Source organism: Pseudoalteromonas sp. DL-6, assembly GCF_004328665.1.
GTDB lineage: Bacteria > Pseudomonadota > Gammaproteobacteria > Enterobacterales > Alteromonadaceae > Pseudoalteromonas.
Genome location: NZ_CP019770.1, coordinates 1,947,317 through 1,973,028 on the forward strand (window position 1 = coordinate 1,947,317; position 25,712 = coordinate 1,973,028).

Genomic DNA, 25,712 nt, shown 5'->3' on the forward strand with positions numbered 1-25,712 from the left:
TAACTTTTTACAGGACATTTTACCTTGCTATATACTAAACTAGCTAAGTGATTAAAATAACAAACGAAGTAGCATGATCAAAACGACACCAAGTGGCCAAGACTTAGAGCAACAATTAGACAACATTCTTTCTTTTGTAACGCAACCAAGCGATGCAAACCTCCCTGCGAGCTCTAAAAGCACCGATCAAGACACATTAAATAAAGCCCTTTATTACCTTAAAAATGAACAAGGCGCTTTAGCCGCAAAATGGATGCGTTTAGCAGCAATGGCAGGAAACTATCGTGCACAGTTTTACTTAGGGCTGTTTTTTATTAAAGGGCAAGGCGTACCACAAAGCGTATTTCATGGGGCTGCGTGGCTTAGCTTAGCTAGTAGCCAAGGATATGAGCCAGCAACAGAAGCAATGAGCGATATACGTAAGCATATTAGCACTAAACGACTTAAAGACGCCCAATGTTATGCTGCCAGCTTATATGAACAAATTCATCAGTTACAATTTTCACATTTGATCCCTATAAGTCACGAAAAATAATTTTACTACCTTGTAACTCATTTCATCTATAAATTAATTAAGCGTTTATATGCTAAATGCAACAACGCTTAATTTTTTAAAAGTACTGTATATCCCCTGTATTTCAGCTTAGTCGTAGATTAAAAAACTAACACCAAAAGCGCTCACCCACTAAATACCTAATCAATTGTTATATATAACTTATTTGTTTTTAAATAATTAAATTTTCATGCTCAGCTGAATAACTGTACAAAAAATAGCAAAAAACACTTGCACCAAACAACTGTATAAACTACTGTATACATGTACTGTATAAAAACCCAGTGAGTGAGACGATTATGTTACAGCCTATTACCGTAAGAACAGTTAAGAGCTACCAACAAGATGACCAATCAGATTGTGTTAACGTTGTTCAAATTGAAGATGAAATTTCAGCAACGTTTGAATTATTAAAAGTATTACACCAATACAATAGTTTAAATGCATGGACACTTTTAATTGCACCAGACCATGTGCCTAGCAAAGCGCTGCTTGATTCATGCTCAATTGATACCAGTAAATTACTGGTTATACGTCAAAAGCACTTAGTTAATTTAGAGTATGTTTTAAGCTCTGCACTTCATAATGGTAATTTTGCCGCGGTGATCACCTGGACTGACATAATAAATAATCAGCAGCTATCTCAGTTATCATTAAACCTGAGCCATACACGCACTAAGCTATATTGCTTTAGCAAAAAAAGCGCCCAAGCTGAGATTTCACTAACGCAATAAGCTTGGTAAACTAGCGTTTTAATACACAGTACATTTATTATGACCTCCAACGCCCTACTATGTTTTTGTGGCAGTCAGCAACTTTATGCTGATTGCTGTGAACCTTTTCATTTAAAAACCAAACAGCCACAAACACCTGAGCAACTTATGCGTGCTCGCTACAGTGCTTATGCTGTTAAAAATGCAGCTTTTGTTCGTGATAGCTACGCAAAAGAAAAACAAGCTGAAAACTCACTATCAGAAATTAAAGACTTTGCAACTAGCTGCCGCTTTGTAAACTTAACCGTTTTAGATTCTGGCTATGATGAAGATACAGGGTTTGTAAAGTTTAAAGCTCATTACTTTTATCAAGATCTATATTGCGAGTTGGCTGAGCATTCAAAGTTTATTAAAGAAGATGAACAGTGGCGATACCTTGATGGTGAGATCACACCGGTTGCCGATATTAAAATAAAACGCAATGATACTTGCCCTTGCGGAAGTAATAAAAAGTATAAAAAGTGTCATAGTGTATAAGTAAAAACCACAAAAAATGGGCCACTTGGCCCATTTTCAAAAACTACACTAAACGCAACTTAGCGTTTTATTCGTCATCACCTTCATCGAAGTCTTGACGCTGCGCAGGTCTTGCTAAAATCTCTAAGTAAAAAGAGGTTAAACCTTGCTTTTCAATTTCACTGATGTGATTGTTAATTTCAGCAACGTGAACTACTTGGGCTTCTTCAGCCGTGTTACCAAACTTACAATCGAATGCCCAGTAGTCGGCATCAACAGGTAAAGTTTTATTACGTTCTCTTTTCAAATATTTTTTCACTTCATGCTTTGCAGCATCAACCATACGAGGGTATTTGATTTTCTCATGATTCAGCGTGAATGTTTTCTTCATTACGTTCCTAATTACCTTGGTTTAATGATAATGGCATTCAATGTCATACCATTTGCGCCATTATAGCAATTGCATTTAAATTTTGGATGCTTTTTTTATATTAAATCAGTTATTAAAATAAAGCACCTGTAAAACCACTCGTTACTTACTAATATAAACACAGTTTATTACAATCTAATGGCGCTTAAAAATAGCATTCAATGTAATTTAATTAGGCACTAAACAAATGTAGTGGCTGGTGGAGGGCTTCATTTTGTAAATCATCATAAAATGCTGCGGCATCCATTTGCACATTTGAGAGCGGCATATAAGTGTTTTTAATTCGCCGACGGACTGCTAGTTCACAGTTATCAATTACGTTAAGCGGGATATGATTTTTATCATCTCGAATATTTAACGGCTCAGGCTTTAAACACTGGGTTAATTTTATGTCACTCATCCCTACAGCGCTTCCCATTTTTGCTAAAAGTTCCGTGTTATTTTTGCCAATTAATATATTAAAACTCTCAGGCGCTAATGGCTGCTTTGGACCCGCACCAAATTGTTTGCGCAGGGTCTCTTCATCAGCTTGATAACCACTTGAATCACTTTTAGGTAAGTGAAACTCACTAAAATCAAGCGCATCATGAGATAGCATTGCTAATAAAAGAGCAAATTCACCCCGACGGCTTTCATGCACACTTTTATTGAGTCGTGTTTTTAATTGACTCTCTGTGATTAACAAATCACCAATCTGCATAGACTTTAGCCTATTTAACTAATTAATAAGTATTTATCGGCTAAATTTGAATTTTCTTTAGCTTTTTTCTTTACTTAAATAAGAAGTTTGCTATTATCTGCCGCGTTGCATTGGAGGGGTTCCCGAGCGGCCAAAGGGATCAGACTGTAAATCTGACGGCTCAGCCTTCGCTGGTTCGAATCCAGCTCCCTCCACCACTTTTCTTAGGCTAAGTTAAGTGGGGCCAAATGCAATAAAAATTAGTGTGGAGGGGTTCCCGAGCGGCCAAAGGGATCAGACTGTAAATCTGACGGCTCAGCCTTCGCTGGTTCGAATCCAGCTCCCTCCACCACTTCTCTTCTTTACCTCGTTTATTTTTCTTACTATTCAAAAACCCATTGTAAACTCATGCTATGCTTATTTAACCAAGCGCTTGCTTTTTTGTGTTCTGAATAAAATAATCCTACACGATGCCAAAATTGAGCACTGTGATTTAAATACTTTAAATGCGCTAACTCATGCACAATTACATAGTCAATTACCCAGGTGGGTGCGCCTGCAAGGTGTAAATTAAAGGTAAGCTCACGCCTGCGGTTACAACTGCCCCAGCGACGCTTATACGATTGAATACGAATATTACTCGGTAGCTTTTCACCCATCAGCTGACAATAGTAGTTTACTCGCATTTCAATATAACTTTCTAACTTCTCATGCAAAAACTGCTCTAGCAAAGCTTGATACATTTGCGTTCGATACTTCACACGTGAAGAAATACTCAGTAACAGCGTTTGGCTTTCATTGTGCTGCTGCCATTGAGTGCGTGCTGCATTTTCAAATTGCACATTTACAGCTTCATTAAATAATTTAATACTATTGGTTTTGAGTGGAAACTGTCGTGTATCGGCTTGAGTTTGTTGCTTATGTAGCTGAGCATCAATCCAGCCCTGTTTACTTAACAACCACTCATCAATTTGTGCTTTGGGAACATAATGAGGTGCATAAACTGTAAGCTCTTTTTGTGCGACTTTAATAGCCACTGTTTTTCGCCGACGGCTTCTTCTTAACGTATAATCTAACAATCTAAAGTGCCTGTAAGTTACTATAAAATAAAACTTTCTCTATCAGCTTAATAAGTTAATTCATAGAAAAGAAAAACAAGTTAGCAGATATCATTTTAATAATGCTCGATGCTAAATAAACTGAGTGATGGATAATAATTCTATCCCAAGCAATTTTAACTATTAAAACTTTGTCATAAAAGCCGCTAGCTCTCAAGTTGCGCTTTTATGACATTATAATCATGAGAAGTGATCTCATGGCTATTACCACTAATATCTTTAAAATACATTGAAAATGTCACGCCATGATCAGCCAATATGGTTTTTACTTGGTGCTGCTCAAGATGCTTGAGCCACATAACAAATTGCTCCCCTGTTGCAGCAAAAGCGATTCCTTTACTACGCCCATCGCCTTCAAATAAAGCCAATCGTGTAGTGGCGTTTTCATCTTCGAGTGTTAAAGGACCTTTTCCCTCTTCATTCCAAAAGGCTAACTCCTCTACTACGGTAAAACCAAGCACCTTTTCATACCACTCAATAGCTTGGTTAAGGCTTTGAACATTTAAATGACAATGATCAATTCCCGAAAGTTTAGGTGTCATCGCGTTGTTCACCAATTTCAGATTTAAGCTGAGCTAAAAAGTCGTGCATGTATGCAGTGCGTCTTTGTGCTTCGGCTTTTGCAGAAGGAGTATTCATACTCTGGGCAATATGCAGTAATTTAATAAAAAAATGATCTAGGGTGTACTTTTTATCGTCTGCTTCTCGGTTTAAACAAAATGGATCATCGGGGTTGTATAATAACCGGCTAATAGAGCCGCCTACTTTCATACAACGGCTTACACCAATAGCTCCTAAGGCATCCATTCTATCTGCATCTTGTACAATCTGTGCTTCCACCGTTTTAATAGCAATATTGGCGCTAAAACTGTGTGCTGCAATAGCGTGGTGAATATCAGCAAATAGTTGTTCATCGTAACCAATAGACGCTAAAAAGTTAATCGCTTTATCGGCTGCCATTGTTGATGCTTTCGCCCTGTCTGGGTGATTTTTAGCCACCGCAACACAATCATGTAACCAAGCTGCAGGCAATACAATGGCCATATCAGCCTGCTCTGCAATACATAACTGCACAGCAACACGTACTACCCGTTCAATATGGGTAATATCATGGGCTACATCGGCATGTACTAAGGATGTAATAAAGTCTCTGCATTGCTGATTAAGTTGCTGTAATGAGGGGCTAAGAGCTGAATTGTCCACCGAATTTCCAAAAATCTATTTAAACGAGTTAATAATGGCTACTTTACCGCGATTTATAAGCCCCTTGCAAAACATTCATTGTATGTTGCGCGAGCCTTGACTAAAATACAGCGCTTATTTATTACTATAGAGAAGCCCTATGTCATCTGCCGTTTACCTGCAAGCTGGTCGCGATAAATCATTAAAAAGAAAACACCCTTGGTTATTTTCTAAAGCCATCAAAAAAATTAAAGGTAAACCTGGATTAGGTGACACGGTAACCATTCACGATAGTGAAGGTAAGTTTTTGGCCACCGCAGCTTACAGTCCTCATTCGCAAATTCGTGCTCGTGTTTGGAGCTTTGACGAAAAAGAAGTGATAGATCAACATTTCTTTGAGCGCCGTCTTCGCCGTGCTTTAGAAGCGCGTAGTCATGCGATTGAAGAAGGTGGACTTACCGGCTTTAGATTATGTGCAGCAGAATCAGACTACTTACCCGGTATTACTATAGATAAGTTTGATAATGTTCTTGTGTGTCAATTACTGAGCGCAGGTGCAGAACGTCACAAAGGTGAAATTGTTGGCGCTTTAATGGCTATTTTCCCTGGCTCTACTATTTATGAGCGCTCAGATGTAGATGTTCGCATTAAAGAGGGGCTTGAGCCTATTAAGGGCGTGCTATGGGGGAGTGAACCCACTGAACCTGTCATAATTGAAGAAAATGGCTTAAAGATTGAAGTTGATATAATGGAAGGCCATAAAACCGGCTTTTATTTAGACCAACGTGATAGTCGTGCTGCACTGGAGCGTTTTTCAAAAGACAAAACCGTATTAAATTGCTTTAGTTATACAGGTACTTTTTCTCTTTACGCCCTGCGTGGTGGCTGCAAGCATGTAACCAATGTAGATGTTTCACAACCAGCACTTGATACAGCAAAGCGTAATGTAGAGCATAATAATCTTGATTTAAATAAAGTCGACTTTGTTAAACAAGATGTCTTTAAATTATTACGTCAATACCGTGAAGACGGCGTTTTATTTGATACCATTGTTATGGACCCGCCTAAATTTGCTGATAACAAAGCGCAGTTAACTGGGGCGTGTCGTGGTTATAAAGATATAAATATGATTGCGATGCAAATTTTAAAGCCAGGTGGCACGCTACTAACATTCTCATGTTCTGGTTTAATGGAGCAAAACTTGTTTCAAAAAGTGGTCGCAGATGCAGCCCTTGATGCAGGTAAGGATTTACTGATCATGGAGCGCTTAAATCAAGCAGCTGACCACCCTATTGCAGGCAGCTATCCTGAAGGCTTTTACCTTAAAGGGCTTATTTGTAAGGTTTACTAAAAACTAATTAAGTAGTTAGTTAAACTCTACAATTTCGAGCCCTGCGGTTATCGTGCCATCCTCTTCGGTGCTGGCACGTATCACCTTAACGGTGGCTTTCAATGGTGCAATACTCGGATGTGTTGATGCAATATCAACCGATAAAATTGAGTTAAGCTCTAACAAATCATCGAGTTGTAATGAAAGACCCGTTGCACTTAAATCAAGGCAGGTGCCAGTGTAACTGAGCCCAGCAACAGGCTCTATTGAGGTTAACTTTGCTGGCGTGTTAACCTGCATACGTCTATAGTTTCTCTTATCTTCGGTAAACATAATTCCCTCTACACAATATTATTAATTTTTTCTCGTAGTACAGCGATAGAAAAAGGTTTTACAACGTAAGCATCGCACCCTGCGTCAAAGCCTGCTTGTTGCTCAAGCTCCGACTCAAGTCCAGATATCATGACCACCGGAATGTTTTTTGTCTCTGGCGTGTGTTTAAGTATGCGACACGTATCATAACCGTCGAGTCCTGGCATACACACATCAAGCAAAATAATATCGGGCGGATTTGCAATCGCAGATGCTAAACAACTTTTACCTGAGTCAGCATAGCTCAAATCAAATGTTGATGCTAACCCTGCTTTGAGTATTTCAAAATTGAAATACTCATCATCAACCACTAACAACTGTCGCGCTTTGTGTTTTAGTAATGAGGACATAGGTATGTCATTTCCTTCTCAAGTTAGTCCCTCTGTTAACTTACTTAGCTTAATAGAGAATAAAGAGATTATTCAATTTCTTTTATCGCATTTAACACACGTTTTGCTGAAATTGGATAAGGCGTACCTAAGGTTTGTGCGAATAAGGATACGCGTAATTCTTGCTGCATCCAAAAAATAGCCTCAACATCAGTAGGCAATGGCATTCCTTTAGGTGTTTTATTCGTTAGTTTTTTATATTCTTGCGCTACTTTTTCAAGCTCTAACACACATAATCTATCACGATTTGGGTCAACAGGTAGTTTTTCTAGGCGTTTTTGAATCGCTTTTAAATAACGAATTAAATCGCCGAGTTTGTCTGCCCCATGTTGACTGACAAAGCCTTTAAAAATAAGTGATTCTAGCTGAGACTTAATATCCCCATGAGCGGTGATCATGGTTAAATCTACACGCCCTTTCATTTTTTTATGCAGTGCATGCGCAATACTCAGCACTTGCTCAACCTGTGTAGCAATGGCCACAACGGTATCGCCTAACTCGCCGCGAATATGCTCTTTAACCGTTTCAAATGCCTCACTTGTACGAATGTCACCATATTTAACTAATAGGCTATCAACGCCTGATGCAATGCAGTCATCAATTAAATCGGCAATTTTACCAAAAGGATTAAAGTACAATCCTAATTTAGCTTTGTTTGGTAGATTTTGCTGCAGGTATTTAATAGGTGATGGCACGTTTAACAGTACTAAACGACGTAAACCTTGCTGGTGCGCTAATTGCGCTTTTATTTCGTTATCGAATAGCTCTACTGCGGCCGTTGATTTTTTATCCACCAGCGCTGGATAGGCTTTAATTTCGTATTGACCTTGCTTTTTCACATACGATGTTGGTAACTCACCAAAATCCCACTGGGTTAAATCGGTTTTTTCTATGCCTTTGTCGGCCACTTTAGATAAGGTGTCTGTCACTTTGCCTTGAAGCTGCGCTTTAAGCTTAGCTAAATCGAGCCCACGGGCAAGAAGTTGGTCGTTTTCATCACGGACTTCAAACTGCAATCTTAAATGAGGAGCAAGGGCTGTTAAATCCCACGCCTCAGGGTCGACTCGCACGCCAGTCATGCGCAATAACCGATTACTTAGTGAGTCGATTAACGAGCCTTGTAGAGGCTCTATGGCCGCTAACACCGCATCGGCATAATTAGGCGCAGGGACAAAGTTACGGCGAAGTGACTTTGGCAATGACTTGATTAACCCACAAATTAGCTCATGACGAAATGCCGGTATATGCCAATCAAAACCACTTTCTTGAACTTGGTTTAATAGCGCAACCGGTATCTGCACGGCAACACCATCAACTGCTTGGCCTGGATCAAAATGATAAGTAAGCGGCAACATTAAATTATCTTGTTGCCATGTATCTGGATAGTCAAATTCGGTAATGCTACTTGCACCATGCTGCATGAGCTCTTCTCGCGTCATGTGCAGGTAGTGTTTGTCTTGCTGTTTTTGTGTTTTATACCACTTAATAAACGCAGCACGATTATTAATATCGTTCGGTATTTTTTTCTCGTAAAACTCAAATAAGGTTTGTTCATCAACTAAAATATCGCGCCTACGAGATTTGTTCTCGAGCACTTGAATATCTTCAATTAATTCGCGGTTATATTGTAAAAATCCTTCATTGAGTCCCAGCTCTTGTTCAACCAGCGCTGTGCGAATAAACAACTCACGGCTTACTTTTGGGTCAATATTGCTGTACACACAGCGGCGCTTATTAACAATTAATAAGCCATACAAAGTTTGTTGCTCAAAGGCAATCACTGCACCGGGCTTTTTCTCCCAATGAGGCTCTGTGTAGCTGCGTTTTACTAAATGCTGAGCAAACGGCTCTACCCAGTTCACATCAATTTTGGCATTAATACGAGCATAGAGTTTACTGGTTTCCACCAACTCAGCCGACATCATCCATTTTGGACTCTTTTTAAATAAGCCTGAGCCTGGGAAAATATGAAATTGGCTATTACGCGCACCTTTATATAGCTGCTTTTCGTCTTTGAAACCGATGTGACTGAGCATGCCACTTAAAAGTGCTTTGTGAATAAGCTCACTGCCTGCAATATTAGTGGTGGCTTTCATTTTCATTTCATTGCACACAGTGCTGATTTGATAAACGATATCTTGCCATTCACGAATACGCATATAGGCTAAAAAGTCTTTTTGACATAACTTTCTAAACTGGCTGTTAGTCAGCTCACTTTGCTGCTCTTCTAGGTAATTCCACAGGTTTAAAAAGGCAATAAAGTCAGAGTCTGGATCGTCAAAGCGACCATGTTTTTCATTCGCGGCTTGGCGTTTTTCTTGTGGTCGCTCGCGGGGGTCTTGAATCGAAAGCGCGGCAACAATAACTATCACCTCACGCAATGCACCCAGTTTATGTGCAGTTAGCACCATTTTTGCTAAACGCGGGTCAACCGGCAAACGACTTAGCTCTCGCCCAGATTGTGTTAGGCTGGTTTTTTGATGACGCTTAGCCGCTTTTACTGCTTGTAGCTCTTCAAGCAATGTTAAACCATCATTAATATTTCGGCTATCTGGAGCTTGCACAAAAGGAAATTGCGCCATATCACCCAGCCCAAGGGCTAACATTTGCAAAATAACTGATGCTAAATTAGTACGCAATATTTCAGGGTCAGTAAATTCAGGACGCGATAAAAAGTCATCTTCTGAATATAAACGAATACAAATACCCGCTTCAACACGTCCACAGCGCCCCATTCGCTGATTAGCACTGGCTTGCGAAATAGGCTCTATAGGTAAACGTTGCACTTTTGTGCGATAACTATAACGACTAATTCGCGCTGTACCCGGGTCAATAACATAACGAATACCAGGTACTGTTAGCGATGTTTCAGCGACGTTGGTAGAGAGTATAATATGGCGGCGCGAATGCGGCGCAAAAATACGGTTTTGCTCAGCGTTCGATAGCCTTGAATACAAAGGTAATACATCTGTGTGTTTTAAATTACGCTTGCTTAGTGCATCGGCGGTATCGCGTATTTCTCGCTCACCATTTAAAAAAATCAGTATATCGCCAGGACCTTCGGCGCAAAGTTCATCTACCGCATCAAAAATCCCCTGAAGTTGGTCGCCTTCGGCTTCCATATCTTCTTTTTGAATATCACTAATTGGGTTATAGCGTACATCAACTGGAAACGTTCTTCCTGATACTTCAATAATAGGTGCATCATCAAAATGCTTAGAAAAGCGCTCAGGGTCGATAGTTGCTGAGGTGATAATAACTTTTAAATCGGGGCGTTTTGGGAGTAAATTTTTAAGATAACCTAAAATAAAGTCAATGTTTAAGCTACGTTCATGTGCTTCATCAATAATAATGGTGTCGTATTGATTTAAAAATCGGTCTTGTTGTATTTCAGCTAATAAAATACCGTCGGTCATCAGTTTAATGTAACTGTTATTAGATACCTGATCGCTAAAACGAATTTTAAAACCGACCTGCTGGCCAAGCTCGCATTGCATTTCTTCTGCTATACGGTTGGCAACACTACGTGCTGCTAAACGCCTTGGTTGCGTATGGCCAATGTAGCCCTCAACGCCTCGGCCTAGCTCTAAACACATTTTGGGTATTTGTGTAGTTTTGCCTGAGCCAGTTTCACCAGCAATGATCACCACTTGATTATTAGCAATGGCCTCTTTAATGGTGTCTTTTTTTTGACTAACCGGTAACTGCTCAGGGTAAGTAACTTTAGGTAGCCCAGCTAAGCGCTGCTCTCGAAGCGTTTGACTACGACTAATATCAGCCGCAATTTTTTCAAGCGCACTGGTAAGCTTTGCCTCGTCGGTGATTTTTTTAACGCCGTGAAGACGCTTTTTAAAACTGAATTGATCTTTTTTTAAGCACGTTTTTAGCTCGCCAAATAACTGACCTAGGTTTACCACCTGCATACCTTATAAAAATTAGTCAAAGAGCCCCGATTGTAGCAAATTAAATGGCTGGGGTTAATCCTGTAAAGAATATAACAATCAGCGGATTATTATATAAACCACCAGCCAATGACTAATTGCGTTTATTCGTCGCTAAAAATACCTACATAAGTTGCTTGCGTATTGGACTTACTCGCACGATACATGCCAGTAGTATTAAAGGGCAGACTAATACTGCCTTTTGTATCAATAATAATAACACCGCCTGTGCCCCCTATCGGTTTAAGCACCTCGTTTATTACTTCATTACCTGCTTGGTCTATGGTTTTACCTTGGTACTTTACTCGCGCACAAATATCACTTGCCACATTATAACGAATAAAATATTCGCCGTGCCCAGTTGCCGAAACCGCACATGAGGCATTTTCAGCAAAAGTACCTGCGCCAATAACCGGTGCATCGCCAATACGACCAAAACGTTTTGCGGTCATTCCGCCAGTTGACGTGCCCGCTGCTAAATTCCCTTGTTTATCCAGTGCCACCGCTCCGACCGTGCCCACTTTATAATTTACTGGTAAGGCTTTATGCGCTGCCTGATAATCTTTACTGGTATTTTTGCTCGCCTCGAGTTTCTTTTTGGCTTTTAATAAAGCCTCATAACGATGCTCAGTATCAAATATATTGTTCTCTACTAGGCTAATGCCTTGCTCTTTGGCAAACTCTTCTGCACCTTGACCACTTAACATCACATGCACTGATTTTTCCATTACTAACCGGGCAAGTTTAATTGGACTTTCGATATGTTTAATACCTGACACAGCGCCAGCTTGACGATTGCGACCATCCATTATAGAGGCATCTAATTCGTGACTACCATCATAGGTATATACCGCACCACGCCCAGCATTAAAATAAGGCGATTGTTCAAGTACTTCAATGGCAGTAGTCACTGCATCAAGGCTTTCTCCGCCTTGTTCAAGTACCTTATATCCGGCCTCAACAGCTTCTGTTAATTTATTGCGATAAGCTTGCTCTTGATCTGCCGTAAATTTACTTTTTTCAATCGTGCCTGCACCGCCATGAATCGCAATGGCAAACGGCGTATTTGTGTTTTCACTCAATGCCTGCGTGCTCAACCCCATTAAACTTGTTGCAATGAGCCCTAATAATAGTGATTTTTTCATTGTGTGTTCTTTTATAAATACAGGATTAAAACCAATGTGAATGGTTATGAAGCGTTTTTCAAGTGAACTGAGTTTAATGGCACAAAAAAAGCGCCCTAAGGCGCTTTTTTTAATTCTGTTTAAAATTACGCTTGTTGCGCTTTTAAACGCGCTAAACGTGCTACTTGGTGCGTAGACGTTAAGAAAGAATAGATTGGTGCTAAATAACCGCGCTTACGAAGCTCAAGGAAGTCTGCATCGCTTAGTTCATTTAATTTTTTCTCATCAATAAGGTAAATACCGTTGATGTCTTTTTTCTCGCCTTTAATATCAACTGTTAGCGTTTGTGCTACCAGTAGTTCTTTATCAGCAAGGAATTTAGTGAAGGCATCAGTTACTTGAGAAAACTCAATAAATGATACTAACGCTTCTTTGCGGCGCTTCAGGTAGTCAGTTTCCTCACCGTTTTCGAATAATGCATTGCCTTCTTCGCCTACTAACGGGCTTGCTTCGTCAATTACAATACCAAATTGATCTTGCTCTGGGTGCTTTACTAAACCTAATGGGTAACGCGTTGTTGCCATAGGTGCAAATGCTGCTGTCCATTTGTCGCCATCAATAAATAAATTTTCACCTGGCTCTAGACCAAACATAGCAACCGCTTGGAAAGTACCTGTTTCGTTATTTTTAACAAAAGACATTGGGAATTCATTAGCAATACGCGCAAACTCATGTGCAACCACTGGCACTAAGTGTTGAGTTTTCATAAATTCGATGTTGATGCCATTTTTAATTTTAGTATTGGCATGTTTTTCGTTGTGTAAAGGCTGTACTTGTTGCTCCGCCATGTTACTGCTCCGTTATTTTATAAATTTGATTTTTTACTGTTAGTAGCCTAAGGCTAATGGTTTTGGTGACAAAAAGGAAGTGAAAATTTTGTGTCATTTTGTACGTTAATAATTAACAAAAACATTATCGCTTATTATTTCAACAAATAACCAATAAACGCCACTGAAGAAGAAATTCGTAAACACAATTAGCTCAAAAAGCGCTCTTTGACAACGCTGTCTTCGGTGGTATATTAATTTTGTGCCTAAATAGAAAGTTCACATTTAAATAAGCCCATCAAAAATAGACACTAAAATAATGAAAAATTTAACTGTAAACCCAAACTTAAAAATTGAAAAACTGATGATCCCTGGCACCAAGCTATCAGCCTTCGTTGTTGATGATTTTCTTTTAGATACCAGTAGTGTAATGAATTTTGCTCACAACATAGCCTACTTTAACCCTATGTTTTCAGACAACTCCTTCTACCCTGGTATTCGCGACAATATGCCGCAACCTTATTTAAGGGTTTTACATGCATTTTTTCAAAATGAAATACTGCCTAAAATAGACAATAAAGATTATCAGCAGTCTGTTCTTCATAAAAGTTTACTTTCATTAGTTTCATGCAAACCCGCGAATTTAATTGTTGATCAAAAAGTACCGCATATTGATTCTTGTGATGAGAGAGATTACGCATTTGTGCATTACTTATCGCCAGAGGAGCTTGGTGGAACAAGTATTTATAAGTATATACCTCAAAACATTATTGAATTTAAACAACAGCACAAGCCACTGCTCGCAGATATAGTTAATGATGTTAAAAAGAACCCTAATGAGCATCAAGGCTATTTAGCTGGCAGCACAAGTTTATTTGAACAGGTTTTTAAAGTTGATGCTAAATTTAACCGCCTTGTTATTTACCAAGGTAACTTATTACACAGTGCCAATATTTATTCTGAACAAAGCTGCTTAGCGGATGCTAAAAAAGGCCGTCTTTCGATAGCCTCTTTCGCAAGTGTACGATGATCTTTGTGAATATAGCGCTTAAACCTTTCACAAATCATTAGATTGACTGCAGTCCATATTGTTTAATTTTATCTAAAAGCGCTCTGTGATTGGGTAGCTTATTTATTAAGTATTGATCTATCTCAGCTCGTTGTTGTAAACGTACTAAACAGTGTTCATGTTCTGCACTGGTACAAGGCGGTGCCTTAGTGTTGAAATGCATTCCATAAAGTACAAATAAAAAGTTTTCTAAGTAAAACACTTCAAACTGGCTGAAAAAGTCATCTCTAACCGGAATGAACTCTTCCCACAAACTAAGCTTTTCTTTTAATGACTCAGAAATAGTGTCATCACTTTTATTAGCCACCCAAAAAGCTGAATCTGTTCTATCTGAAATACAGTAGTGCAATTTAATAAAATCAATAGTACGTTCCCACGCATACCCCATAGCGTGATTAAACCGCGTTTCTAACTGTTCAAGCTGCTCAGTTGATGATGGAAAACGTAGGGTTAAAAACTTCGCTGAAAAATCAGTTAATAAAATAGAGGTTGCCTCTAATGGTTCTAAAAAGCCTTGCGCTAAGCCAAGCGCGACACAGTTTTTATGCCAAAACTTTTCACGATAACCTACTCTCATGGGGATTTTTCTATAACTAAGACCTTGCTTACTTGCCCCTAGGTAACGATCCAATTTTTCATGTGCTTGTTCATCGGTCATGTGGTTATTTGAATAAACAAAGCCCACTCCCCGCCTATTAGTGAGCGCAATGTCCCAAATCCAGCCAGCTTGATGAGCGGTAGCAAGTGTATAAGGCGGAATATCATCGTCTTCTTTTGTAGGTACTTGCACAACTAAGGCGCTATTAATAAGTAAAGTGTCAGACACATCAACGAAAGGGACTTTTAAAGCTTTATCTATGAGTAAAGATTCAAAACCCGAACAATCAATATAAAAGTCAAATTCAAGTTCACCTTCGCTGTCAGTCACTAACGCTGCTATTGTGCCATCATTAGCAAGCTTTACTTGAGTTACATTGGTATGTACGTGAGACACCGAAAACTTATCTTTTGCATTACACGAGAGCAGTTGCGCAAATTTCCCTGCATTGAAATGGTACGCATAAGCTAACTCGCCCTCATATTGGGCATTAGTGATACTTTTGGGGGCTAAACCAGCCTCACAAATAGCGTGCTGAGAAGATAAATACTGCGCATGACTTTTTGATTTTTGCTTATCGTTTAACCAATGTTGAGTTAAATGTTTAGTATCGTAGGGGTTTGGCACATCAAACAAGTGATGAAAAAAGTTACCTTCCCCATGCTTTTTCTTGTCCATCCAGTTAACAAATTTTATCGACTGCTTAAACGTCGCATCACATTGGCGAATAAATTCATCTTCACGAATACCAAAAGTTTTTAGCGTGTTTCTTATGTCGGGTACTGTGCCTTCGCCTACTCCAATTGGCGGTATATCGGGTGACTCAATTAAAGTCACTGAAACACCTTTGCGCTTCAGCAGCTCTTTGCCAATGTGGTTTGCAGCTAACCAACCAGCTGTTCCACCACCTAAAATTGCCACTTTTTTTATATTCATAAATCACCAATGATGTTTAATCTCGTAAAAAAGCCCAGCAATGCTGGGCCTAGATTACTTTTATTAACTCAGCGTATTAGAAACGCATTGTTACACCAAGTTTATAACGTGCTTCACCTTCAAAGCTCCACACTGGGAAGTCATTGAGTAGATCAGGGTTTGGTAATGATGTTGATGCATCATTATTACCAAGCTGAATACTGTCTTCCTCTGTTAAGTTAATACCTTCGAAAGTAACATCTAAGTAGTCAGTGACAGAGTACGTTGCACTGAAATCTAGCTGTCCGTAGGCTTGATGCTCACGGTTACCATACCAACCTGGTGCTTCACGAATAATAAACTCTGAACGCCAGTTATATGCTAAACGTGCAGAAAAATCATCATTTTCATAAAAACCAACTACGTTGTAGCTATTTTTCGATGAATCAGAAAATACACCAACACGGTCCGGGTAGTTCTCTGCTGGAGCCTCAGCATCTGAATAGGTATAGTTAAATGAATAACCAAAGCCGTTATCAAACGAATCTTGAATTTGGAACTCAATACCTTCAATTGAACCACCTGTACCATTGGTAGAAGAGCTCACTGTCCAACAGTCATATTGCTGCGCGCCACATGGTGGTTCGCCTGCATCTGGGTTGGTTGTATAAACTGGGATATCAATACCAATTTGTTGATTCGTTTGTTGTTGTGTAGAGATAAACGAACTTACTTCTTTAGTAAAGTAAGTGACGCTTAACATTGCATCGTCATCAAAATACCATTCAACACCGATATCAGCTTGGAATGCTTTAAACGGGCTTAAACCAACGTTACCAGTATTTAAAACTTCATTTAAAGGGCGATTATCTGTATAGCCAGCTAGATTACGCGTTGCAAATAAGTCAGCGTAATTAGGACGAGAAATAACTTGTGCTGCCGAGGTACGTAAAATGACGTTATCAGCTAAGTCCATAACGACGTTTAAGCTTGGTAAGAACTCACTGTAATCTGCTTTATCTGTAGATAAGGTAGAATCGTAAACACCTTCATCGCTTAAGTCATAGTAATCTGACGAAATATCAGTTGAGATGTAACGCACACCTAAATTACCGCGAATACCACCTGCGTCAAAATCAGCCATCGCATAGATTGCTAAATTTTCTTCTTCAATGGTGCCATAAGCTTGTGGGCGTGCAGTATAACCTTCAGTCATTGCTAATGAATCAGCAATCATTAAATCCATATCAGGTTCAGGTATAACAAAGCCACCGCCCGCAGTCACTGTACCAGGGTAGTATGCAGATGCATTTCGCACAGGCACTAAATCTGGGTTTACAATAGCAGCATTACCATCTTGAACAACTTTATGATCGGCATATCTTAAACCAGTTTTAATAGCAGTAACCACACCAAGATCAAGTGGAATTTCGAAATCTAAGTTTAAGTAGCTTTCTTCATCTGAATCAGGGTTATATTCAGGCGCCCATGTTTGCGGACTGATGGTATCAGGTAAAATGCTCGCATCGTAAGATTGGTTTGCTAAATTAAATTTAGTCACATCACCAGTCATATCCATAGAACCATTTAGGTCACTATTATTATTAGCAAACATACCATAGTTTGCAGTTGTTACGTCACTATCAGCACTGGTTTTACCTACACGGCCTTTAAATGTGAATGACTCTGCATCATACTGCCAGTCTAAATCAACAGTATCAGACTTCATGCTTGCTTTACGCGCCCATGTTTGGAAAAAAGCAGTACCAGTGCCATCTATGTTGCGAGAGACACAGTTACCAGATGCGTTAACTTGCTCACATGAGCCCTCACCTGGGAAGATAATGATTTGCGAGTTAGCATTATTAGCATCTAACTCTAAGCTAGTGTAAGTCAAGCCTAATACAAGTGAATCTGACGGCTGATATTGCATGGCAACATTGTACGCCATACGTTCACGCGCTTGTTGGAATGTTGTTGGCGCCATACCGCCACTCCAGCCACCTGATGATTCAATACCGTTACGTTGGTAATCTACTTCAGATAATGAGCCTGCCGCTAGGATACCAAATGTTTCGTTATTGTTTTTCCAGCTGTATAAGCCAGAAAGTTCAGGATCTGTCTCTTCAGAAACTGTACCATAATCAGCTTTTACACTTGCAAACACAGTGTTTGCTTCTAAATCTAGTGGTTTTCGTGTTTTAACGATAACCGTACCACCAATACCACCTTCAACTAGATTAGCCTGTGACGACTTATAAACTTCTAAGCCACCGACTAATTCTGAAGGTAATAATGAGTAGTTGAAACTGCGGTCTACTGCTTGTTGGTCAAACCAACTTGTTGACGCAACAGTATGGCCATCAAGTAATGTACGTGTAAGTTGTGCTGAAGCACCACGTATTGATACTTGCTGACCTTGTCCAAACTGACGAGATACACTGACACCAGAAATACGACCAAGAGACTCACCTACATCGCCATCAGGAAACTTACCAACATCTTCCGCTGTTACTACGTCGACAACAGCATTAGAAAAACGTTTTCCGTTTAAGTTTTCTTTATTTGAAGCGCGAATACCGCGTACTTCAATAACTTCAACATCATCTTGAACTTTAACTTCATCGGCTGCGAATGCAGCACCAGTAAACCCAGCTCCCACAACTAAGCCGATATTTACTGCTAATAAGCTTTTTTTAAAATTTTTAGCTAACACAGGATTCCCCTCGAATCATTTTATTGGTTTTGTTTATCATTTTGCCTAACCGCCATGACAGCGCTGTCATAGTAGTAACAAACCATACATGCTAAATTACAATTTTGCTACATTTTTCCGCGCTTTTTGTATGAAATTTAACTCATTTACAATTAAGCCATTGGTTTAAAAGTGATTAATTATTTCATGAAAAAGTAGAGTTCGACTGGTAATTACTCTTCATACCAAGCATGTAAATAATGACGTTTTTTATACTTAATGTATTTAAAGTAGATGACTGCGCGGATAGCAGATGCGATTAAAACGCTATATTGCTCAATTTCAACCATGTGATAACTAATTGTTTTAATTGATAAATAAAGATTTATTCAGTGGTTTTAGGGAGTTGTAAGAGGATTTAAAAGGTACTTAGTTTTAGGGTAATATTTAAGCTTCAAAATTTTTTACAACACTTTGTTGTATAAATTAATCAAGAGTGAAAACAACTCACCAATAAAAAAGGCCAGTAGCAAAAGCGACTGACCTTTCATTAAACCATCAATTCAACATGGTTTTAAAGCAGCTAGTTTAGACTAAATTAAGGTGCCCAATACACTTCAATGTTGATCTCAGGATGGTTCAGTACTGCACGTAACGGCATATCATTCACATCACCACCCGCTAAAGCTTGTTTATACACAGCCAGCTTTTCATCGCCACTAATGAGTAATTTAACTACTTTAGATTGTGAAATTGCATTTAGGGTTAAGCTCATGCGCTCGGTAATACTCCCTGTTACATCACTCTCAATTGCATTAATGGCGCACACAAGTTGACTTGAATCTAAGCCGTTTTCTAGCCCTTGAGCATGTGGAAATAACGAAGCTGTATGTCCATCTGGGCCCATACCTAAAATAGTCACATCAAACGGACGCTTTAATGCTTGAAACTGCGCTTCACACGCATCAACACCTTGCTCTGCAGTGGCTGCTGCATTTTTCATGCTAATAAAATTAGCCGCTGCACCATGGTTTTGTAGCAAGGTACGCTTAATGAATGCTTCATTACTCTTTTCGTGACTTGCCTCTACCCAACGTTCATCAACCATAGCAACATCAACATGAGCCCAGTTTAAATCAAGGGTTGATAAATGCTTGTACGCAGGTTCAGGTGAAGAGCCACCTGAAACCATTAGCACTGCACGGCCATCAGCTTCAATACCATCACGTAAGGCCTGCTCTAATGACTGAGATAATTCATCAGTTAAAGCGGCTTTATCGTCAAAAAACTTTTCTACTATTGTTGCCATTACTTATGCCTTATCACCGGTGTTAAACCAAACATGGTTATTCTCTGCTAATAAATCATCAGCGTCTTCAGGACCCCAACTACCCGCTCGGTACAATGAAGGTTTACCCTTCTCTTGCCAACGCTCAATAATTGGATCAATCCATTTCCACGCTTGGCGTACTTCGTCGCGGTGAATAAATAATGAAGGATTATTAGCGGCCGCATCAAGCATTAAACGTTTATAAGCATCAGAATGGAAACCATTACTATACGCTTGTGACAACTCAATATTCATCGTTACAGGTTCAAGTTGCATATCTAAGTTATCAAGACGCTTTGACATCAGTGTTAACTGAATGCTTTCTTGAGGCTGTAAGCGAATAATCAAACGATTTGGTTCAATATTGCCTACGCTGTCTTCATACACGTTATGCGATACTTTTTTATATTGCACTACAATTTCAGCGCAGCGCTTCGCCATGCGTTTACCGGTGCGCAGATAAAAAGGCACGCCCGCCCAACGCCAGTTATCAATATGCGCACGAATAGCAACGAAAGTTTCGGTTTTACTCGCCCCTTCGTTTAGCTCTTCAAGGTAACCTGGGACTATTTTACCGTTTAAATCACCAGGTACGTACTGACCACGAATAATATTATTATCAACATCTGTGCCTTCAAGTGGACGTAATGCTTCTAATACTTTTAATTTTTCGTTACGGATGCTGTTAGCGTTTAACTTATGTGGTGACTCCATAGCCACTAAACAAAGTAGCTGTAACAAGTGGTTTTGCACCATGTCACGTAAGGCACCCGCTTTGTCATAAAAACCAGCACGGCTTTCAAGCCCTACCGTTTCTGACAAGCTAATTTGAATATTATCAATCGATTTAGCATCCCACATGTTCTCAAATAATGAATTTGAAAAACGCAAGGCCATTAAGTTTTGAACCGTTTCTTTACCTAAGTAGTGGTCAATACGGAAAATTTGTTCTTCGTTGAAGTACTGTGCAATTTTCGCATTAATCACTTCGGCTGACTCACCGCAGTAACCAATCGGTTTTTCTACTACAACGCGCGAGTTAGCAGTAATTAGTTTTTTAGTTGATAATATTTCACAACAGGTGCCATAAACAGCAGGTGGAAGAGATAAGTAAAATACTCGCGATTTATCGCTGTCGTCTTCATCTAGAATTTTTTTCAATACATCCCAGTTATCATCCGCTTCGGTAACATTGCTCACTACGGGTACTAAAAAGCCTGAGAACGATTTCCAATCTTTTGCGTTATATTCGCCTTCGCTTAAAAATTCTTGTAATGCTTTGTGTGCAGTATCGATGTATTCATCGCATTTACTTTGTTCGCGCACGGTAGGCAAAATACGTGAGCCTTGCGGTAAGTTACCTTCTTGATATGCTCGATACATTGCAGGAAGTAATTTGCGTAACGCAAGATCACCACCGCCCCCAAAAATTATAATATCAAAAGGATTAAGCATAGTTACTCTCTACGTTTATGCTACCTGCCACTACCGTATTGGTAATCAGTTATAGCGGTTTATTATCTGGATAATGCAGACCTCAGCGCAAGGCCTGCTAATGTTGTTAGTTATCTGCGCGATTAAAAAATGGGTCTAGGGACACTGTAATTCCTCTCACAAAAATACAGGCCCTAGGACTCCAGCGCTACCCGTTCAAAGGTATTTGGTTACTTATTGTGTAATAAGTGAAAATGTTACTGCGTACGGTGTTGTTTGTAGTACGCCATTAAGCCCTGTGTTGAGCTGTCATGCTCATTAACCACGTTATCATCAGTTAATTCAGCTTCAATTTTAGATGCTAAGCCTTTACCAAGCTCCACGCCCCACTGATCAAATGAACATATTTGTAAAATAATACCGTGACAAAAAATCTTATGTTCATAAAGTGCAATTAATCGACCGACCGCTTTTGCATCAACCGTGTCTAATAATATAGACGTTGTTGGGCGGTTCCCTTGGTGAATTTTATGCTTAAGTAGCATTTCAATTTGTGCAGGCGTTTTGCCTTTAGCTGTTAGATCAGCCGTTATCTGCTGTGCATCAACCCCGTTCATTAGTGCTTCGGTTTGTGCAAAAAAATTCGATAATAAAATATCGTGATGCTTATCTACGTTAACCTGCGGCTTTACAGAGCCAATAAAATCAGCAGGAACAATCACATTACCTTGGTGCAAACATTGATAAAACGCATGCTGACCGTTTATTCCTGTCATACCCCAAATAATAGGCACGGTAGTGTAAGGTACGGTTTGCCCATCAAAAGTGACGTGTTTACCGTTACTTTCCATTTCACCTTGTTGTAAATACGCTGGCAACATATGCAGTGCCTGGTCGTATGGTAAAATAGCTTGCGAATCAAATCCTAAAAAGCTGGTATTCCAGATGCTAAGTAGCGCCATAAGCAAAGGAATATTTTGTTCAAGCGGCGCCGATTTAAAGTGCTCATCAACTTCAAATGCTCCCTCTAGAATGTCCTCAAACGCTTCAAACCCAGCATAAAGTGCAATAGGTAAGCCAATGGCGCTCCAAAGAGAAAAACGACCACCAACCCAATCCCACATGGTAAATACGTTTTCGTCACTAATACCAAATGCAGCGGTTTTTTCTAAATTGGTGCTTACTGCAACAAAATGCTTTGCTATAGCGCTGTCATCTTTTGCACTATCTAAAAACCAATCAACCGCTGTTTTTGAGTTAGTCATGGTTTCTGAGGTAGTAAATGTCTTTGACGAAATTACAAACAACGTGGTTTCAGGGTTTACTTTATCTAGTACAGACGCAATTTGTACGCCATCTGCATTTGAAACATAGTGAACGTTTAATGGCTTATCAACCACTGCTTTAAGTGCTTCTGTTGCCGTTTGTGGCCCTAAGTTTGAACCACCAACACCAATGCTAACCACATCTTTTACCGCTTTTCCGGTATAACCTAGCCATTGGCCACTACGCACTTTTTCAACAAAGGTCTTAATTTTGGCAAGTTCACTATCGACCGCTTCTGTAATATTTTCGCCGTCAACAATAAGCGGTGTATGGGCGCGATTTCTAAGTGCGGTATGCAATACGGCACGGTCTTCGGTGATATTTATTTTCTCACCGGCAAACATTTTTTCACGCCACGCTTCAATATCACACTCTTTAGCTAATGAGATTAATTGGGCAAATACGCTTTCGTCTATACGTTGTTTTGAATAATCAAACAATACACCAGGAATTTGAGTAGAGAATTGAGAAAAACGAGAATCGTCTTGTGCAAATAAAGTTTTCAGATGTGTTTGTGCCATCTTTTGTGCACTATTTTCTAGTGCTTGCCAACTTACTAACTCAGAACGGCTCGCCATGTAAACATCCCCTAATTTATTAATCTATTGATTTAAAGCGCTTTATTTAATTTTTTACGACGCAAAATAACCGAATTTTGTAAAAAGCAAAGCCCAATATTATAGCTTAAAAAGTCTAATTTGCGTTATTTTTATAAGCTTTGATGCAGATAATAGCGCAATTTTTTGCTTTTGACACCGGTATCATAAAATTAAAAATTGAAATTAACAACAGTTCAACCCCTCTGAACAATGAAGATTTTATTAATTTCTAATTGAAGCAGACAAAAAAAAGACCGACACATGTCGGCCTTTTTCCTTTATTAGGGTATCAGCCTGTCAATGCTAAACCACCTGATAAGTTAAAAACACTGCTATAACCAAGTTCAATTAAATTTGCTGCCGCAATTTTTGAACGGTTCCCACTTCGACACACCAGTATATATTTATTTTTTTTATCTAGTTGGTCTTGGGTAAGTGCATAGGCCATTCGACTTAAGGGGATATTTAAAGTTTTAGCCTCGGGAACATTGAGCAATGCACTTATATTGTTTGCGCCATGCTCATAAGGTTCTCGGGTATCAATTAAATACACATTATCATGTAAGAGCATGTCCTTTGCTTGATTAAAGCTAAGCTGCGAAGTGTTTACCGCAGGCTTTGCATTAACATAGCCACAAAGCGAATTTACTCGGGCCTGTTGTGAATCGGCTTGTTGTTTTTGCACGGCAAATTCAGCATGACTGATATCACCTTTAATAAGCGCTTTTAATAAAGGTGTTTGCTGCTGTTGCACAGCCCAATTCATGGCAAAACACTGTTGATAATCATGTCCAGAACACACCACACTTTGCGGATTAAGCTCTGCCGCTAACTGAGTCAGAGAGTGTGCCATCTGCATCGCATCTCCCCCATCAAGTACTGTATTACCAAGCCCTGCAGGTAAAATTAAATCACCACAAAAGCAGTACTGCACATCGCCATTATTAGCGTTTAATAAATAACTCACGCTATCTTGGCTGTGCCCAGGCGTCGCTAACTTTTCAAGTACATGCTCGTTTAGTTGCAACTGTTCGCAGTTAATAGGCCAACCTAATTGATCAACTTCGCCAGCAACTAGGTTTGCATTCAGTGCACTGCGCATTAAATTAAGTGCACAGTGACGATCTTGGTGCTCATGCGTGTTTAAAATAGCAGTAATAGTTAAATTTTGCGTATTCACTATTTTTTCAAAGCGAGGGATCAGTTCAATAATCGGGTCAATAATAAATGCCTGTTGATCGTCAGCTACATACAACCAACTGCAAGCACCTTGATGTCTAAATTGGGTAAGACCCAAAGCACACACTTCTTGGGCCACAAGGCTGCTATCAGAAATAACCAAGCAATTTGCTTGTAATACCGTTTTGAGTGCGCGAATTTGCTCACATGCATAGTCTATTTGCGCCATAGTGGCGGCAGGTCCAAATGATAAACGAATCGCGTTTTCACTTTGCCATTTTGAGGCTCCCATCGCATCAAGTACAAAACTTTGGGTTGCCCCCGTGCTACAAGCTGAGCCACCGCTCACCCTGATACCGGCAGCATCAAATAAATCAATAACTTCTTTACTGGTTAAATCATTAACTGCAAAGTTTAACGTTGTAGGCACAGAACAAGCAAAATCATGGTTAAAGGTAATAGAGCCGAAGGTATCAACCAAGGCATTATGCAGTTTATCGCGATACAAATTAAGTATATCTGTTGATTTAAAAGTATCGTCTTGTTTATCAAGCAGCAAACTAAACAGCTTATTAAGCCCTGCAATACCGGGCAGGTTCTCTGTACCTGAGCGCATGCCACTTTCTTGGCCTCCACCAGCTATAAACGGCGTATATGGGCTACCTTGACGAATATACAATAAGCCGATGCCTTTAGGTGCATAGAGTTTATGCCCTGAAAATGGCGCATAATCGATACTTGTTTCACTTAGGTTAAGTTGTTGCTTGCCCAGTGCTTGTACGCAATCAACCATCCAAGTGACATCATTATTACGACTACGAATCACCCTCTCTATAGCACTTAAATCTTGATATACACCGGTTTCATTATTAACAGCCATAGTACAAATCATTAGGGCGTTATCAATATGCTGAGCAATAAAGTCTAAATCTAAAATACCATTACGGTTAACCGGTATAGCAATAATTTCAGCATTAATTTCAAGCACGGCATTCCAATGTTTTAATGTATTAGGCACCGCTTTATGCTCAGTTGCTCCATACAATAAAACCGGTTTAGATTTTGTGTGCTGTTTGGCATTAATTAGCGTTGATACGATAGCAGTTTGAATACCTTCAGTAGCACCCGAGGTGAATAAAATATCGCCTTGCTGCGCGCCAATAACGCTGCGCGCTTTTTGCCTAGTTTGTTCTAATAAGTGCTTCGCTTGAATGCCTGTTATATGGGGGCTTGAGGGATTACCAAAGCAAATTTGCATCGCATGGCACACCACCTCTGCAATACATGGCAATACAGGTGTGGTCGCATTCGCATCGAGATAAACTTGATCATTGGGTTTATCTGGCAATAAAAAATCTGACATTAAAAACGCACCTTATTACTAAAAAATATA

General features: G+C 39.5%; 21 protein-coding genes and 2 tRNA genes. 7 read left to right on the forward strand and 16 right to left on the reverse strand.

The window, feature by feature from the left end; translation table 11 throughout:
* The first annotated feature begins 73 nt into the window (after positions 1 to 73).
* From B1F84_RS08945 to B1F84_RS08955, 3 genes are all read left to right on the forward strand, one after another.
* Positions 74 to 535: a sel1 repeat family protein gene (locus tag B1F84_RS08945; protein ID WP_131691221.1), complete on the forward strand. Its 462-nt coding sequence runs from the start codon at positions 74 to 76 to the stop codon at positions 533 to 535.
* Positions 536 to 852: 317 nt separating this feature from the next.
* Entirely contained in the window at positions 853 to 1,287 is a 435-nt protein-coding gene (locus tag B1F84_RS08950) for a SulA-like leucine-rich domain-containing protein (RefSeq protein ID WP_008465889.1), read from the forward strand.
* Positions 1,288 to 1,326: 39 nt separating this feature from the next.
* Entirely contained in the window at positions 1,327 to 1,803 is a 477-nt protein-coding gene (locus B1F84_RS08955) for a YchJ family protein (RefSeq protein ID WP_131691222.1), read from the forward strand.
* 67 nt (positions 1,804 to 1,870) lie between these two features.
* Here B1F84_RS08955 and B1F84_RS08960 read toward each other — a convergent pair whose 3' ends face one another.
* Positions 1,871 to 2,173 carry a DUF6172 family protein gene (locus B1F84_RS08960; protein WP_054201143.1) on the reverse strand — a complete coding sequence of 101 codons (303 nt, stop codon included), beginning with the start codon at positions 2,171 to 2,173 and terminating at the stop codon, positions 1,871 to 1,873.
* 211 nt (positions 2,174 to 2,384) lie between these two features.
* The gene (locus B1F84_RS08965) at positions 2,385 to 2,912 is read right to left on the reverse strand and encodes a VC2046/SO_2500 family protein (RefSeq protein ID WP_131691223.1); all 528 of its coding nucleotides are present in this window, start codon (positions 2,910 to 2,912) and stop codon (positions 2,385 to 2,387) included.
* Between the two features lie 112 nt (positions 2,913 to 3,024).
* Between B1F84_RS08965 and B1F84_RS08970 the strand changes: the two genes are divergently transcribed.
* Positions 3,025 to 3,109 (forward strand) — tRNA-Tyr (locus B1F84_RS08970).
* A gap of 49 nt (positions 3,110 to 3,158) precedes the next feature.
* A tRNA-Tyr gene (locus tag B1F84_RS08975) sits at positions 3,159 to 3,243 on the forward strand.
* Positions 3,244 to 3,274: 31 nt separating this feature from the next.
* On the opposite strand, the gene B1F84_RS08980 is transcribed toward B1F84_RS08975, so the two are convergent.
* From B1F84_RS08980 to B1F84_RS08990, 3 genes are all read right to left on the reverse strand, one after another.
* A complete protein-coding gene (locus tag B1F84_RS08980) occupies positions 3,275 to 3,970 on the reverse strand; it encodes a SprT family zinc-dependent metalloprotease (RefSeq protein WP_131691224.1) in 696 nt (231 codons plus the stop codon).
* 185 nt (positions 3,971 to 4,155) lie between these two features.
* Positions 4,156 to 4,551 carry a VOC family protein gene (locus B1F84_RS08985; RefSeq protein WP_131691225.1) on the reverse strand — a complete coding sequence of 132 codons (396 nt, stop codon included), beginning with the start codon at positions 4,549 to 4,551 and terminating at the stop codon, positions 4,156 to 4,158.
* Positions 4,541 to 5,212, reverse strand: coding sequence for an HD domain-containing protein (locus tag B1F84_RS08990; protein WP_008113030.1), 672 nt, complete (start codon positions 5,210 to 5,212; stop codon positions 4,541 to 4,543). The genes B1F84_RS08985 and B1F84_RS08990 overlap by 11 nt, the downstream gene beginning before the upstream one ends.
* Positions 5,213 to 5,351: 139 nt before the next feature.
* On the opposite strand from B1F84_RS08990, the gene B1F84_RS08995 reads away from it, so the two are divergent.
* Positions 5,352 to 6,542 carry a class I SAM-dependent methyltransferase gene (locus B1F84_RS08995; RefSeq protein WP_131691226.1) on the forward strand — a complete coding sequence of 397 codons (1,191 nt, stop codon included), beginning with the start codon at positions 5,352 to 5,354 and terminating at the stop codon, positions 6,540 to 6,542.
* A gap of 15 nt (positions 6,543 to 6,557) precedes the next feature.
* Here the strand turns inward: B1F84_RS08995 and B1F84_RS09000 are convergent, their stop codons facing one another.
* The 5 genes from B1F84_RS09000 to B1F84_RS09020 all read right to left on the reverse strand — a co-directional run bounded on the left by B1F84_RS09000 (position 6,558) and on the right by B1F84_RS09020 (position 13,195).
* Positions 6,558 to 6,854: a PilZ domain-containing protein gene (locus B1F84_RS09000; protein ID WP_010388503.1), complete on the reverse strand. Its 297-nt coding sequence runs from the start codon at positions 6,852 to 6,854 to the stop codon at positions 6,558 to 6,560.
* A gap of 8 nt (positions 6,855 to 6,862) precedes the next feature.
* Positions 6,863 to 7,243, reverse strand: a complete 381-nt coding sequence (locus B1F84_RS09005; protein WP_008113026.1) for a response regulator — start codon at positions 7,241 to 7,243, stop codon at positions 6,863 to 6,865.
* A gap of 68 nt (positions 7,244 to 7,311) precedes the next feature.
* Positions 7,312 to 11,199 carry an ATP-dependent RNA helicase HrpA gene (gene hrpA, locus B1F84_RS09010; RefSeq protein WP_205988816.1) on the reverse strand — a complete coding sequence of 1,296 codons (3,888 nt, stop codon included), beginning with the start codon at positions 11,197 to 11,199 and terminating at the stop codon, positions 7,312 to 7,314.
* A gap of 128 nt (positions 11,200 to 11,327) precedes the next feature.
* Positions 11,328 to 12,368, reverse strand: a complete 1,041-nt coding sequence (locus B1F84_RS09015; protein ID WP_131691228.1) for an isoaspartyl peptidase/L-asparaginase — start codon at positions 12,366 to 12,368, stop codon at positions 11,328 to 11,330.
* A 125-nt stretch (positions 12,369 to 12,493) separates the two neighbouring features.
* Positions 12,494 to 13,195 (reverse strand): SapC family protein, encoded by a 702-nt coding sequence (locus tag B1F84_RS09020; protein ID WP_131691229.1) that lies wholly within the window; start codon positions 13,193 to 13,195, stop codon positions 12,494 to 12,496.
* Positions 13,196 to 13,493: 298 nt separating this feature from the next.
* Here B1F84_RS09020 and B1F84_RS09025 point away from each other — a divergent pair, with 298 nt between their 5' ends.
* Positions 13,494 to 14,204, forward strand: coding sequence for a DUF6445 family protein (locus B1F84_RS09025; protein ID WP_131691230.1), 711 nt, complete (start codon positions 13,494 to 13,496; stop codon positions 14,202 to 14,204).
* Between the two features lie 37 nt (positions 14,205 to 14,241).
* On the opposite strand, the gene B1F84_RS09030 is transcribed toward B1F84_RS09025, so the two are convergent.
* From B1F84_RS09030 to B1F84_RS09055, 6 genes are all read right to left on the reverse strand, one after another.
* A complete protein-coding gene (locus B1F84_RS09030) occupies positions 14,242 to 15,777 on the reverse strand; it encodes a tryptophan halogenase family protein (protein WP_076918502.1) in 1,536 nt (511 codons plus the stop codon).
* Between the two features lie 76 nt (positions 15,778 to 15,853).
* Positions 15,854 to 18,472, reverse strand: a complete 2,619-nt coding sequence (locus tag B1F84_RS09035) for a TonB-dependent receptor (protein ID WP_131691231.1) — start codon at positions 18,470 to 18,472, stop codon at positions 15,854 to 15,856.
* Between the two features lie 577 nt (positions 18,473 to 19,049).
* A complete protein-coding gene (gene pgl, locus B1F84_RS09040; RefSeq protein ID WP_076918500.1) occupies positions 19,050 to 19,760 on the reverse strand; it encodes a 6-phosphogluconolactonase in 711 nt (236 codons plus the stop codon).
* Between the two features lie 3 nt (positions 19,761 to 19,763).
* Positions 19,764 to 21,236 carry a glucose-6-phosphate dehydrogenase gene (zwf, locus tag B1F84_RS09045; RefSeq protein ID WP_131691232.1) on the reverse strand — a complete coding sequence of 491 codons (1,473 nt, stop codon included), beginning with the start codon at positions 21,234 to 21,236 and terminating at the stop codon, positions 19,764 to 19,766.
* Positions 21,237 to 21,472: 236 nt separating this feature from the next.
* Positions 21,473 to 23,119, reverse strand: a complete 1,647-nt coding sequence (pgi, locus tag B1F84_RS09050; RefSeq protein WP_131691233.1) for a glucose-6-phosphate isomerase — start codon at positions 23,117 to 23,119, stop codon at positions 21,473 to 21,475.
* A 310-nt stretch (positions 23,120 to 23,429) separates the two neighbouring features.
* Positions 23,430 to 25,682 (reverse strand): aminotransferase class V-fold PLP-dependent enzyme, encoded by a 2,253-nt coding sequence (locus B1F84_RS09055; RefSeq protein WP_131691234.1) that lies wholly within the window; start codon positions 25,680 to 25,682, stop codon positions 23,430 to 23,432.
* Positions 25,683 to 25,712 lie beyond the last annotated feature (30 nt).